10 protein-coding genes are annotated in these 13,749 nt (G+C 72.9%); 3 read left to right on the forward strand and 7 right to left on the reverse strand.

All coding sequences use genetic code 11. The features are described from left to right. Nucleotides 1–56: 56 nt before the first annotated feature. The 7 genes from AB0J93_RS11565 to AB0J93_RS11595 form a co-directional block, all read right to left on the reverse strand. Entirely contained in the window at nt 57–398 is a 342-nt protein-coding gene (locus AB0J93_RS11565) for an RNA polymerase-binding protein RbpA (RefSeq protein ID WP_046564157.1), read from the reverse strand. 278 nt (nt 399–676) lie between these two features. Then, the gene (locus AB0J93_RS11570; protein WP_363920725.1) at nt 677–1,270 is read right to left on the reverse strand and encodes a pyridoxamine 5'-phosphate oxidase family protein; all 594 of its coding nucleotides are present in this window, start codon (nt 1,268–1,270) and stop codon (nt 677–679) included. 123 nt (nt 1,271–1,393) lie between these two features. After that, nucleotides 1,394–2,551 carry a hypothetical protein gene (locus AB0J93_RS11575; protein ID WP_363920727.1) on the reverse strand — a complete coding sequence of 386 codons (1,158 nt, stop codon included), beginning with the start codon at nt 2,549–2,551 and terminating at the stop codon, nt 1,394–1,396. A gap of 62 nt (nt 2,552–2,613) precedes the next feature. Further along, nucleotides 2,614–4,812 (reverse strand): glycoside hydrolase N-terminal domain-containing protein, encoded by a 2,199-nt coding sequence (locus AB0J93_RS11580; protein ID WP_363920729.1) that lies wholly within the window; start codon nt 4,810–4,812, stop codon nt 2,614–2,616. After that, entirely contained in the window at nt 4,809–5,882 is a 1,074-nt protein-coding gene (locus AB0J93_RS11585) for a LacI family DNA-binding transcriptional regulator (protein ID WP_363920731.1), read from the reverse strand. Before AB0J93_RS11585 ends, AB0J93_RS11580 begins: the two co-directional genes overlap by 4 nt. Further along, nucleotides 5,879–8,326, reverse strand: coding sequence for a glycoside hydrolase family 3 C-terminal domain-containing protein (locus AB0J93_RS11590; RefSeq protein WP_363920733.1), 2,448 nt, complete (start codon nt 8,324–8,326; stop codon nt 5,879–5,881). Before AB0J93_RS11590 ends, AB0J93_RS11585 begins: the two co-directional genes overlap by 4 nt. Before the next feature lie 256 nt (nt 8,327–8,582). After that, a complete protein-coding gene (locus AB0J93_RS11595) occupies nt 8,583–9,800 on the reverse strand; it encodes an ROK family transcriptional regulator (protein ID WP_363920735.1) in 1,218 nt (405 codons plus the stop codon). Between the two features lie 196 nt (nt 9,801–9,996). On the opposite strand from AB0J93_RS11595, the gene AB0J93_RS11600 reads away from it, so the two are divergent. The 3 genes from AB0J93_RS11600 to AB0J93_RS11610 are packed head-to-tail and all read left to right on the forward strand — an operon-like array spanning nt 9,997 to nt 13,692. Continuing rightward, the gene (locus tag AB0J93_RS11600) at nt 9,997–11,661 is read left to right on the forward strand and encodes an extracellular solute-binding protein (RefSeq protein WP_363920737.1); all 1,665 of its coding nucleotides are present in this window, start codon (nt 9,997–9,999) and stop codon (nt 11,659–11,661) included. A gap of 43 nt (nt 11,662–11,704) precedes the next feature. Beyond that, nucleotides 11,705–12,712: an ABC transporter permease subunit gene (locus AB0J93_RS11605; protein WP_363920739.1), complete on the forward strand. Its 1,008-nt coding sequence runs from the start codon at nt 11,705–11,707 to the stop codon at nt 12,710–12,712. Continuing rightward, nucleotides 12,709–13,692 carry a carbohydrate ABC transporter permease gene (locus AB0J93_RS11610; protein WP_363920741.1) on the forward strand — a complete coding sequence of 328 codons (984 nt, stop codon included), beginning with the start codon at nt 12,709–12,711 and terminating at the stop codon, nt 13,690–13,692. Before AB0J93_RS11605 ends, AB0J93_RS11610 begins: the two co-directional genes overlap by 4 nt. Nucleotides 13,693–13,749: the final 57 nt, after the last annotated feature.

The raw sequence follows: 13,749 nt of genomic DNA on the forward strand, positions 1-13,749 counted from the left end.
CAGACGCGAAACGGTGCCCCCGGGATCCTCCCGGGGGCACCGTTTGACGTATCGGGTCAGGCGCGACCGCGACGGGTGCGAACCTCCTGCAGCCGCTCGGCCAGGATGTCCTCCAGTTCGGCGATCGAACGCCGCTCCAGCAGCATGTCCCAGTGGGTACGCGGCGGCTTGGCCTTCTTCTGCTCCGGCTCGCTGCCGTCGACCAGTCGGGCCACGCTGCCGTCGAACTTGCACTCCCAGGTGGTCGGCACCTCGGCGTCGACGGCGAACGGCACCTCGAACTGGTGACCCTTGGCGCACAGGTACTCGCGGGTCTGCCGCGGCGCGAGCTCCGTGTTGCGGTCGGATTCGTAGCTGACCGCGCCCAGTCGGCTTCCGCGCAGCATACGCTCGCCCATGATCGACTTCCCCTCTTCGGTGGTGCAGGTCCTATCGGTGTAACGGTCCGTCTCCGCCGGGCCATTCCCACGGCCACGCCTCGACAACCCCGTACACCCGGGTGCGCAGTCCAGGGTAGCCGGCCATGACGTACGCCCGGCGGGGGTCGTCCCGGCCGGGTCGTCTCGGCGGACCGTCACCGCCAGCGGGAATGGTAACCGGCCGGGGCCTTCCTGCGGCGCCGCGGTGGGCTGACGCGCCGGTCGGGCATCCGGTGGTGGGTGGTCCGCGCGGCCGGTCAGCCGGTCCGCGGCGTCGGTGGCAGCGGCAACGGCAGCCCCGGCAGGCCGTCGATGCTGGTGGCGATGTCGTCCTTGCCGGCGAAGTAGGCGTCCAGCGACGTGTCGTCCTCCCGGGCGAAACGGCGGCCGTGCAGGTCCCGGTCGGTGTCGTAGGTCATCAGTGGTACCGCGTAGCCGCAGGTGTCGCGGATCAGCCGGGCGTGCACCACGATGATCGCCCGTAGCCCGTGCAGAGTGGTGTCGATGTCCGGGAAGTGCGCCAGCAGGTCGGGAAAGCGGGGATCGTCCCGGAACACCGGCTCGCCCCGACCGTGTACCCGCACGATGTTCGGCGGGCCGGTGAAGGCGCACCACATCAGGGTGATCCGGCCGTTCTCCCGCAGGTGGGCGATGGTCTCGGCGTTGCTGCCGGCGAAGTCCAGATAGGCCACCGTCTGCTCGTCGAGCACCGCGAGGCAGCCGCGCAGGCCCTTCGGGGAGAGGTTGACGGTGCCGTCGCCGGCCAGCGGCGCGGTCGCGGTGAAGAACATCGGTTGTGTCTCGATGAACTCCCGCAGCCGCCCCTCGATGCGCTCATACGTCTTACCCATGCCGCCATCCTCCCTCACCCGCGCCTGCCGATCATGCAGTTATGGCAGTCGATTTGTCCGGATGGCGCGCTTTCTGGGGTGCCACAACTGCATGATCGACGCCCGGCAGGGGGAGCGGGACGGTCAGGCGGTGGGGCGGGTGAGGGCGGTGGCCAGGTCGGCGACCTTCGCGGCGAGCTGCGCCACCCGCTCACGGGCGTCGTCGCGGTCGGCCTCGGTGGCGCGTAGGCGTACGGTCAGCTCGCTCACCCGAGCCTCCGCACCGCCGAGCGTTGCCCGCAGGCCGGCCAGTTCCTCGCCCAACCGGTCGGCGCGGGCGGTGAGCGCGGCCTGCTGCTCTCCGGCCTGACGGGCCTGCGCCCGCGCCTGCTCACGGTCGGCGTCGGCCTGCGCCCGCGCCTGCTCCGCCCGCTCGGCCTCGGCGCGGGCCGAGGCCGACTCCGCACGGGCCTGCTCCGCCTCGGCACGGGCCCGCGCAGCCTCCGCCCTGGCCTGCTCCGCCTCGGCACGGGCCTCCCCGGCTGCGGCCTGCGTCCGGTCCACCTCGCCCCGCAGCCGGTCGGCCTCGGCGAGCGCCACGGCGGCGGCGTTGGCGGCCCGCTCCGCCTCGGTACGGGCAGCGTCGCGTTCGGCGACCAGGTCGGCGCTGCGACGGCGTTCGGTGGCCAGGTCGGCCCGCACCGAGGTCGACTGGGCGCGGGCGGCGTCCCGGTCCGCCTCGGCCTGCGCCCGCAACGCCTGCGCGGCGGCGGTCTCCCGCCGCGCCTCGTCCCGGGCGATCTGCGCGTCCTGCGCCCGGTGTGCGGCCGAGGCGGCCTGCTCGGTCGCGCGTGCGGCCTCGTCGCGGGCGGCGTCACGCTCGACGGTCGCCGCCTGAGCCTGCCGACGCTGCCGCTCGGCGTGGGCCGCGGCGTCCTCGGCGGCCCGTAGCGCCTCGTCGCGTTCGGCCTGCGCCGCCGCGATCTCCCCGGCGGTCTCCGCGCGCAGCTGGGACAGTTGCCGCTGCACCCCGGCCGGGGACAACTCGGCGTGCAGCGCCTCGGTCAGGGTGACCACGATCTGGTCGAGCCGGTCCACCGCCTCCCAGGTCCGGGCCACCTGCCCGGGCAGGCCCGGGGCGTTGCGGTGCCGCATGCGGCTGTTACGGGAGGCCCGCTGGCAGGCGCCGTCGTTGTCCCGGCAGTACCGGAACGGGCGGCCCGCACCGGCCCGCTGCGGCACGTCACGCCCACAGTGGGCGCAGGGGCGGGTATCGGCGGCGGCAGTCGACTCAACGTCCATCGAACGCGGAGTCTAGTGCGCCGTCCGGCACCGCCGACGAGGTCGCGGACCGGCCCGGCCGGTCAGCGAGTGAACGACACCTCGATCGGCTCACCGGCTGTCACCTGCCGTACCGACTCGCCGTACGGGCTGCGGATCCGCAGTCGTTGGGCGACCGCCGAGACCAGCCGGGCCCGCACCGCACCCGGGCGCCAGGCCAACTCCTCGACGGTGACCCGACCGGGGCAGCTCACCCCACGCAGGGTCCCGCGCGGCAGTCCCGGTAGCGGCGCCGGTAGCAGCCGCAGCCGACCGGGTCGCCCCTGCACCAGCGCCTCGATCAGCACCGCCGGCAGGGTGTGCACGGCGTCGGCGTTGTAGGTGACCCGACCCGGGTTGTGCGCGCTCATCAGCGACCGGAAGAACATGTCGTTGCCGACGATCTTGAGTAGGTTCGCCTCGACCAGCGGCCCGTCGTGCAGCCGGGCGGCGGCCAGCGCCCGGTGCAGGCTGCCGTGCGCGGACAGGTTCTCGTCACCCCGGCGGCACAGCGCCCGGTGCGCGGCGCCGGCCAGCTCCGGAGTGTCCTCGGGGTTGATCTCGTCCAGTGGCCACACCGGATACAGGTGACTGACGTGGCGGTGGTTCTCGTCGGCCTGATAGCCGGGCCAGGCCCACTCGGCCAACGCCCCGTCGGCGTTGACCCGGTACGGCGGCAGCCGCGCCGCCAACCGCGTCCACCGCTGCTGGCCGGTCAGCACGGCGGCCACGGTGAACGCGTGCCGCGCCGCGGCGATGTCCATGGTGGCGTTGACCGCCACGTGCACCGCCGTGCCCGAGGCGTCCAGCGGCCCGGTCTCCGCCGAGTACGACGGCACGAACCCCCACGTCCCGTCGCCTGCGGTGGTGGTCAGCACGTCGGCGAAGAACTCGGCCACCTCCACCAGCCAACCCGCCACCTCACCCAGCGGCTCCCCGGTCACCAGATGCCGCTCGTAGAGGGGGAACAGCAGCCAATGCGCACCCGGCAGCCACGCCGCGAACGGCCAGTCCGGATGCAGGTGGAACAGGTGGCCGTGCTCGCCGTCGGTGCGGCTGGGCGCCAGCAGGCCGCGCGCCCCGTAGATCACCCGGGCGTTGCGTCGCCAGTGCTCGACCTGTGCCCGTACCAGCCGGGCGTGTGCCGCGGTGACCTCCGGCAGGGCGGCCACGTTCGCCGAGGCCAGTTGAAGGTTCAGGTTGGCGTCGGTGGTGAAGTCGCCGGCCCAGGCGGCGTCCCACGACCCGAGCCACAGCCCGGTCAGCCGGGGCGGCAGCACGCCGCTGGCGCTCAGCAACAGGTGACGGCCGGCGTGGAACAGCCGCTCCAGCAGGGCCGCGTCCAGCGTGTGCGGGTCGGCGGCCTGCCGGGCCAACAGCTCACCGACGGGCACCGCCCGCTGCGCGGCCGGCACCGCCAGGTCCAGCTCGACCCGCCGGTACGCCGGGGTGTGCCGGGCCGTGTGCCGGGCGAGCAGGTCACCGTAGCGGGCGTCCCGGTAACGGGTCAGTCGACGCACCAGCCCTCCGGTACGCCACCGGGCCTGCGGGCGGTCGAGCACCGTCAACAGCAGGGCCGGCCCGTCGACCTGCACCCCGTCGCCGTCGACCTCCACCGCGCCGCACAACAGGGTCAACCCCTCGAAGCCGTACGCGGCACCGGCCGTCGGGTAGCGGGCCCGCACCCGCAGGAAGACCAGCCCGTCGCGGCGGTACGCCGCCACCGCGTAGCGCAGCCCGGCGGGGCGGCCCGGCAGGTCGCCGGTCACTCCGACCCGGCAGGCTCCCATGTCCAGCCGGGTGACGATCAGCCGGTCGGTACGCGAGACGAACGAACGGCGGCTCCCGCCGGCCCACCGCACGACGACCTCGCCGGTGTCGAAGTCGGTGTACCGGCGGTAGTCGCTCACCGGTGGGCCGTCGGCGTCGACGGTGAGGGCGAAGCCGGGATGGAACGACTGGGTCCAGCGCAGCACGCCGTCACCGGCCAGCAGCCGGCTGGCCTGCGCGCGTCGGTCGGCCAGGATCAACCGCCGGATCCGGGGAAGCAGCGCGGCCAGCTGCGGGGCGCGGGCGTCGTGCGTGCCGTTGGGCAGCACGAACCGGTGGTGGTTGACCACGATGCGTTCGGCCCACGGCCGCCCGTGCACCATGATCCCGTACTCGCCGTTGCCGGCGAGGAACGCGTCCTGCCAGTCGGTCGCCGGTGCGGTGTCCCAGATCCGGTGCGCCGGACCGGTCACCGGGCCGCCGCCCGGCCGTCGTACGCCGCCGGGGTGCCGGTCGCCGCGGCCGTGCTGTCCCGGACGGTCAGCCGGGGCTCCAGCAGCGTCACCTGCGGTGTCGGCTCGTCGTGCAGCTTACGCATGAGCAGCGACACGGCCTGCCGGCCGATCTCCTCGGCGGGCACCGGCACCGAGGTCAGGCGCGGGCTGGCGTGCTCGGCGAACTGGTCCGGGCAGACGGCAACCACCGAGACGTCGTCGGGCACCCGCCGGCCCAGCGCGGCCAGCGTCGCCTGCACCGGGCCCACCGCCGCCTCGTTCTGCACCACCAGACCGGACAGCTCCGGTTGCCGGGCGAACAGCTCCACCACCCGGGCGCGCACCTCGGCGGCGTTCTCCTCGCAGGGCAGCGTCACCGCCTCGACGCCGTGCCGGGTCGCCGCCTCGACCACGCCCGCGCGGGTGCGGTGGGCGAACCCGGTGCCCCGGTCGTAGACGGCGGCCGGTGCGCCGAGCAGCGCGATGCGGCGGTGCCCGAGCCCCGCCAGATGCTCCACGCAGACCTGCCCGGCCCGGTGGAAGTCCAGGTCCACACAGGTCAGCCCGTCGGTGTCGGCGGGCAGCCCGATCAGCACACTGGGCCGACCCAGCCCGCGCAGCAGCGGCACCCGCACGTCGTGCAGCTCCACGTCCATCACCAGCACCCCGTCGACCAGGGCACCGGCGGCGATGCGGTGCAACCCCTGCGGGCCCTCGTCGGAGGTCAGCAGCAGCACGTCGTGGTCGTGGCGGCGGGCGGAGGTCACCACCGCCGTGGCGAACTGCATCACCACCGGCACCTGGATGCCCGAGCGCAGCGGCAGCACCAGCGCGATCACGTTGGCGCGTCGGCTGGCCAGGGCCCGCGCGCCCGCGTTCGGGTGGTAGCCGAGCAGCCGGACGCTGGCCAGCACCCGGTTGCGGGTCAGCTCCGAGATGGCCCGCTTGCCACTGAGCACGTACGACACGGTGCTCACCGCGACACCGGCGTGCCGGGCGACGTCGGCGATGGTGGGCTGACCGGACGGCACCCGGCCCCGCCCGCTCACCGGACCCCGCTCGTGGCGTGCGGCCGGGCCGGGCGGGTGAGCGGCTCACCGCGTACGGCCACGGCGCCGACCAGCCGCACGTCGGTCGCGGAACGCCCGACCAGCACGGTGTGGGTGGCGTCCTCCACCACGAAGCTGCCCGCGTCGGCGTCCCACCAGCTCAGCTCGGCGCTGCGCAGCCGCAGCGTGACGGTACGCCGTTCGCCGGGGGAGAGGACGATCCGGGCGAAGTCGCGCAGTTGCCGCAGCGGCTGCTTCACCCGGGAGCGCCGTTGCCGGGTGTAGAGCTGCACCACCTCGACACCGGGACGGTCGCTGATGTTTGTGACGTCCACGCTCACCTCCACCTCCTCGCCGACGCTCACCGACGTGGCGCTCAGTCGTAGGTCGCGGTAGTCGAACTCGGCGTAGGACAGTCCGTGCCCGAACGGGTACAGCGGCTCGCCCCGGTAGTACAGGTAGGTGGAGTCCGCGCCGATCACGTCGTAGTCGAGCAGGTCGGGCAGGTCGGCGGTGTCGGCGTACCAGGTCTGGGTGAGCCGGCCACCGGGGTCGGTGTCGCCGAGGAGGACCTCGGTCAGGGCGTGGCCGTGTTCCTGCCCGCCGTGCGCCGACCAGAGCACCGCCGGCAGATGCTCCTGTGCCCAGCCCAGCGCGTACGGGTAGCTGCTTGTCACCACCAGCACGGTGCGTGGGTTGGCGGCGTGCACGGCGCGTAGCATCGCCTCCTGCCGGGCCGGCAGGGCCAGGTCGAAGCGGTCCTCGGTCTCGCGTCCGTTGACCATCGGGTGGTTGCCCAACGTCACCACCGCCACGTCGGCGGCGGCGGCCAGTTCGGCGGCCCGGGCCGCGCCGTCGGTGACCAGGTCGATGCCGAAGCCGGTGCCGGCCCGGCGGTCATCGCCGTCGACCCGCAGCCGGCCGTTGTCGTCGACCGTGACGTAGCGGTCGGTGGCCAGGTGGCGCAGCAGCACGGTGCCGTCGGGCAGCGGGTCGAACTGGAAGGTTTCCCGGACCACCCAGCCGCCGGGGCCGGACCGGTCGTTGACAAGCGCGCCGTCGTCGTCGACGCCGACGTGGCGGCCGTTGCCGACGGCCCGCAACGCGATGGTGTCCCGACCCCAGTCGAACACGTCGAACGAGGCCGGGTCGTCGCCGATGGTCAGTGGCCCGCCCTCGGCCTGGTCGGTGCAGCCCACGTAACGGTCACCCACCCGCAGCGTGATCCGGTCGGTGCCGGGGTGGGTGGTGACCGTCGGCAGCCGCTCGGCCAGCCCCTCGAGGGTGCTGATCGCGTAGGGCAGGGTGCCGCTGTACCAGTCGGTGTGCACGGTGTCGGCGAGCGGACCGAGCACGGCGACCCGCAGGCCGGGCGCGAGCGGCAGCAGCCCACGGTTGCGCAGCAGCACGATGGACTGTCGGGCGGCCTCCCGGGCCAGGTTGCGGTGCGCCGGGCTGTCGATCACCTCCGGGCCGGTCGCGGCGTAAGGGTCGGTGTGCGACGGATCGAGGTCACCCAGCCGCAGCCGGACGGTGAGCACCCGACGGACCGCCCGGTCCACGTCGGACTCGGTGATCAGTCCACGGTCCAGTGCCTCGGTGAGGTGTCGGCCGGTGGGCGCGCTGTCGGCGTCGTCCTCGGTGAAGCTGTCGATTCCGGCGCGCAGCGCCGCGGCGAACCCGCGGACGTGGTCGGGCAGGTGGCCCTGCACCCCGGCGATGTTGCTCACCGCCCCGGCGTCGCCGACGACCAGGACCTCGCCCGGCGCCCACCGGCGCAGCTCACCGTCGATCAGCGGGCTCAGGTGCGCCGGCACCCCGTCGACCAGGTTGTACGCGGCCATCGCGGCGACCGCCGCGTCGGCGGCGAGGGGGGCGCGGAACGCCGGCAGTTCGTACTCGTGCAACACCCGAGGCGGCAGGTCGCTGGAGGTGGTGGCCCGGTCGGTCTCGTTGTTGTAGCCGAGGAAGTGCTTGACCGTGGGTGCGGTCCGCAGCCGCTCCGGATGTCCGCCGCGCAGACCCTGGGCGTAGGCGGTGGCGAGTCGGCCGGTCAGCCACGGGTCCTCCGACCAGCCTTCCTCGTTGCGTCCCCAGCGTGGGTCGCGCAGCGGGTTGACCACCGGTGCCCACACGTTGAGGCCGACGCGCTGCGGGTCGGCGTGGTGCTTTGCCCGCACCTCGTCGCCGACGGCGTCGCCGACGGCGCGTACCAGGTCGGGGTTCCAACTGCTGGCCAGGCCGACGGCCTGGGGGAAGACGGTCGCCGGGCCGAGCCAGGCGACGCCGTGCAGCGCCTCGGTGCCGGTGCGGAAGCCGGGCAGGCCGAGCCGGGGGACGGGGGCCTGCCACTGGTGCAGCAGCCCGATCTTCTCCGGCAGGGTGAGCCGGGCCAGCAGATCGTCGATCCGGTCCCGGATCGCGGGCGTGGTGCGGTCGGTCATGGTGGATCGCCTTCCAGTGCCCGGCGCGCCGGAGGTCGAAGCGCTTCGACGGCGGATGGCCGAGCGGCCTCGCAGGTCATGGTGGGGTGACGGTCGTCGGCCCGGACGCTGGCGAAGCGCTTCGACAAACCGTGGAAAGCAAGCCGCCCCGGGTGCCCGTAGCGGAGCGGCTCGCTTCGAGGTTGGCACCTGCGGCGGGTCGGGTCAAGACTCCGACCGGCCGAGCGGGCATCGACCGTGAACGTTGCCGGTCGGATCAGCGGGCGGGTAGCCGTCCGGCCTCGACTGTGGCCAGGGCGGCGGTGGCGCCGCCGAGCGCGGCGGCCGTGTCCAGGGTGGAGGCTTCCAGCCGGCACCCGCCGGCGCCCGGGGCGTGGGCCCGGGCGGCCAGCTCCGACCGGGCCGCCGGCAGCAGCCAGGGCGCCAGGGTGGCGAAATGGTCGCCGAGCACGACGGTCTCCGGGTTCAGCAGGTCGACCAAGACGGCGACGCCGCGGCCGAGGTGCCGGCCGGTCTCGGCCAGACCGCTGCACACGCCCGGGTCGTCCTGCCGGGCCAGCGCCACGATCCGGGTCAGTTCCGGCAGATAGTCGATCACCGGGCCGTCGGCCTCGACGTCGGGCAGCAGCCGGCGTACCACGGCGGGCAGGCCGACCAGGGCGGTCAGGCAGCCGCGGGCGCCGCAGGTGCACGTCGGCCCGGCCGGGTCCAGCGACAGGTGCCCGATGCCACCGGCGAAGCCGCGCCCGCCGCGCAGTAGTCGTCCGGCGGCGATGATGCCGGCGCCGACGGTGAGCCCGCCGGTCAGGTGGACCAGGTCGGTGCTGCCGGCGTACGCGCCGTGCCGCTGCTCGGCGAGGGCGGCGAGGTTGGCGACGCTGTCGACCCCGACGGTGAACTCCGGATCCCGCAGGATGGCGCGCAGCTCTGCCGCGACCGGCACGTCCCGCCAGCCCAGGGCGGTGGCCAGCGGCACCGCGCCGGACGGGTCGACCAGTCCCGGTACGCCGACGGTGAGGCCCAGCACGGTGCGGCCCTGGGCGGTGACCCGCCCGACCGCCCGCCGGGCGAGCGCGGCCAGGGCACGCAGCGTCTCGGTGGGGGGCACGGTGGTCGCGGCGAAGGCCCGCCGCCAGGTCAGCAGGCGGTTGCCGCCGAGGTCGACGGCGACGGCCACCAGTTCGTCGGGGCCGATCTGCAGGCCCAGCGCGGCGTAGGGCTCACCGTCGAGGACCAGCATGGTGGCGGGTCGGCCGACCCGGTTCTCGGTGAGCCCGGTCTCGCGGACCAGTCGCATGTCGATCAGCTCGGTCACCAGGCTGGAGACGGTGGCCTTGTTCAGGCCGGTGCGGGCGGCGATGTCGGCGCGGGAGCAGGGGGCGTGCAGACGTACGTGCCGCAGCACCACCGCCCGGTTGGCGACGCGTACGTCACCGAGGTCGGTCGGCTGCGGTTCGTTGTGGATGCTGATCACGTTCTGCCCGCTCCCTGCGCCGGTGTCGCGGCGCGCGTCCATCATCGCGTACCGCGCTGGCGGGACCGACCAGGCCGCCCGCGCTTGTCTTGTGGGACGGATTGCCGTCGATTAGTTTGTTCGGCTAGAACCCCAACTAATCCTAGCCGGAGTCTTCCGCTCCGCAAACCGTTATCGACGACGAAGGGAGTGCGCCGTGACGCCTTCTGCGCGCACATCCACCGACCGCCGGACCATGCTGCGGCTGATCGGCCTCGGCGCCGCCGCGACCGTGGGCGGCGGCGCCCTGGCCGGTTGCAGCAAGGAAGCCGGCAGCCAGGGCAGCGCCACGAACGCCGACGCCATCAAGGCGGTGCTGCCCACCTACAAGCGGGCCGAGCTGCTCAAGCCGGACATCCCCGGTGAGGGCCCGATCCCGGACGGTTACCTCAGCTACCCGCGCGACCTCGTCGACGCGGTCACCGAGCCGCCCGGCCGGGGTGGCCCGCCGATCCAGACGATGAGCCCCTGGTGGGGCCCGACCCCGCCGCCGCTGGGCCGCAACGCCTACCTGGGCGCGGTCAACGGCAAGCTCGGCGTGGAGGTCAACCCGAGCCTGCAGGACGGCCTGACCTACGCCGACAAACTCAACGCCATGCTCGGCGCCCGCGACGTGCCGGAGCTGCTGTCCGCGCCGAACTGGGAGGTGGACAAGGTCGCCCGGTTCTCCGACGCGGTCAAGGCGTTGTTCACCGACCTGACCGACCACCTCCAGGGCGACAACGCGGCGAAGTACCCGTACCTGGCGGCGCTGCCCAGCGGCGCCTGGGAGTACTCGGTCTGGGGCGGGCGGCTCTACGCCGTGCCGTTCCCCACCGACGGTCCGTTCGCGTGGGCCATGTTCTACCGCAAGGATCTGCTCGGCGCCGCGGGGCTGGCCACCCCCACCAGCCCCGACGAGCTGTACGAGTTCGGCAAGAAGGCCACCGACCCGGCCAAGGGCGTGTGGGCCTTCGGCAGCGTCTTCGAAATGATCCAGCAGTACTTCGGCTGCCACCAGACCTGGCGCAAGAAGCCCGACGGCGGTCTGCAGCACAAGTTCGAGGACCCGGCGTTCGAGGCGGCGCTGGCGTTCACCGCCCGGCTGTTCTCCGAGGGCCTGGTACACCCGGACACGGTGTCCAGCAAGGGCGCCGACGAGAAGCAGCTGTTCAACTCCGGCAAGATCCTCATGTACCGCGACGGCCTCGGTGCCTGGCAGGGCATGCAGAGCGAACGGGCCAAGGAGCTGCCCACCTTCGACATGCAGCCGCTGCCGGTCTTCGGCGCGCAGGGCGCCCAGCCGGTCATCTGGGGCAGCGAGAAGCCGATCTTCTACACCTTCCTCAAGAAGGACCTGCCCGCCGAGCGGGTCGACGAGATGTTGCGGGTGCTCAACTGGTGTGCCGCCCCGTTCGGCAGCCGGGAGTTCGAGCTGCGTGAGTACGGCGTGGAGGGACAGCACTTCAGCCGGGGCGCCGACGGTACGCCAGCGCTCACCGAGCTGGGCCGTAAGGAACTCGGTGCGCAGTACACCCACATCGGCGGTCGGGTGCCGGTCAAGGTGCGCAGCGGCGACACCCCGAACTACGTGCAGGACTACATCGGGTACTACCGCAACCACATCGGCCAGATGGAGCAGGACCTGTTCGCCGGGATCAAGCTGGAGCTGCCGGCCAACTGGTCGAAGATCATCCAGCCGACCGACGACAAGCTCCGTGACATCCTGCGCGGCCGTCGCCCGGTCAGCGACCTGGCCCAGGTACGCAAGGAGTTCCTCGACACCGGTGGCGAGGAGGGCCGCGCGTTCCACGAGAAGGCGCTCGCCGACAACGGCCGATGAGCGGGCAGGTGAGCGTGCCGCCGACCGGTGCCGGGGTGCGGCCGTGAGCGCCCCCGGCACCGTCGACACGCGGCCACCCGCCGGGCGTACGCCGTCACCGCGGCGTCCCCGGCGGGGTGGGCGGCGCAGCCTGCGGGTCCGGCTGCGCCGCGACTGGCCGCTGCTGGCGATGGCCGCACCAGCGGCGGTGCTGCTGCTGGTCTTCCACTATCTGCCCACGCTGGGCAACATCATCGCCTTCCAGGACTACAACCCGTTCGTCGGCGACGACCCGCTCGACGCGTTCCTCAACAGCGAGTGGATCGGCTTCGGCAACTTCGAGGCCCTCTTCCGCGACCCGCTGTTCTGGGACGCGGTCCGCAACACGCTGAGCATCACCGCCTTCCAGTTGGTGTTCTTCTTCCCGCTGCCGATCCTGCTGGCGCTCATCCTCAACAGCGTCGTCTCCGGGCGGCTGCGCGGCTTCGTGCAGAGCGTCGTCTACCTGCCGCACTTCTTCAGCTGGGTGCTGGTGGTGACGTTCTTCGTGCAGATGTTCGGCGGGGCCGGACTGCTGGCCCAGGAGATGCGCCAGGCCGGTCTGGAGCCCTGGGGGATCATGACCAACCCGGACACGTTCATCGTGCTGGTCACCGCCGAGGCGGTCTGGAAGGACCTGGGGTGGGGCGCGATCGTCTTCCTGGCCGCGCTGTCGGCCATCGACCAGAACCTGTACGAGGCGGCGGCGGCCGACGGGGCCGGCCGGTGGCGGCGGTTGTGGCACATCACCCTGCCCGGCCTGCGGCCGGTGATCGTGCTGCTGCTCATCATGCGGCTCGGCGACGCGCTCTCGGTCGGGTTCGAGCAGTTCATCCTGCAACGGGAGGCGGTCGGCCGGGAGGCCGCCGAGGTGCTCGACACGTTCGTCTACTACCAGGCGATCAGTACCCAGCAGTGGGGGCTCGGTGCCGCGGCGGGCCTGTTCAAGGCGGTGGTCGGGCTGGCGCTGATCCTCACCGCGAACAAGATCGCGCATCGGCTCGGTGAGCAGGGGGTGTACGCGAAATCATGACCGCACAGCTCAGTGGTGCCGGGCCGGTGCCGGCGGCGCCGACCACGGCGGGCCCACCCGCGCCACCGCCGCGGCGACGCCACCCCGGTCGTCCGGTGTGGGCGGGCCGCCCGTCGACGTCCCTGACCATCGGCAAGGGGGTCGTGCTCACGCTGCTGGTAGCGGCGGTGCTGGTGCCGCTCTGGGCGGTGCTTGTCACCAGCCTCGCCTCACGCGGCACCATCGACGACGCGGGCGGCATGGTGATGATCCCTCGGGAGTTCGACCCGTCGGCGTACATCACCATCTTCAGCGGCGGCGACGTCACCCGGGCGGTGTGGGTCAGCACCCTGGTCACCGTGTTCGGCACCACGGTCAGCCTGGCGCTCACCGTGCTGGCCGCGTACGGGCTGTCCCGGCCGGGCTCGGTGGCCCACCGTGGGCTGCTGTTCTACTTCCTGTTGACGTTCCTGATCTTCCCGGGGCTGGTGCCGAGCTACCTGGTGGTGACCGGGCTGGGCCTCAAGGACAGTCTCTGGTCGCTGATCCTGCCCAGTGCGATAAGCGTGTTCAACCTGGTGGTGATCCGGGCGTTCTTCATGAACGTGCCGGCGGAACTGCTCGACAGCGCCCGAATCGACGGCGCGGGGGAGTTGCGCATCCTCACCCGGATCGTGCTGCCGCTGTCCAGGGCGGTGATCGCCGTGGTCGGGCTCTTCTACGCGGTCGGCTACTGGAACGTGTACTTCAACGCGGTGCTCTACATCGACTCCAACGACAAGTTCCCGATCCAGCGGGTGTTGCAGAGCTACATCTTGGCCGGGCAGTCGCCGAACGTCTCGGGCGCGTCGGTGAGCCTGCCCGGGGTGACGGCGTACCCGCCGACGCTCGCGGTCAAGATGGCGGTCGTGGTGGTGACGGTCATCCCGGCGGTGATCATCTACCCGTTCGTGCAGCGTCACTTCACCAAGGGCGTGATCACCGGCGCGGTGAAGGGCTGACCCCGCGCGCACCGCGGCCCCGTTCCGCGCGGCGCCCGACTCCGTCCAGTCAGGCGC

Origin of the sequence: Micromonospora sp. NPDC049374 (genome assembly GCF_040677165.1) — a bacterium.
In the GTDB taxonomy this organism is placed as follows: domain Bacteria; phylum Actinomycetota; class Actinomycetes; order Mycobacteriales; family Micromonosporaceae; genus Micromonospora.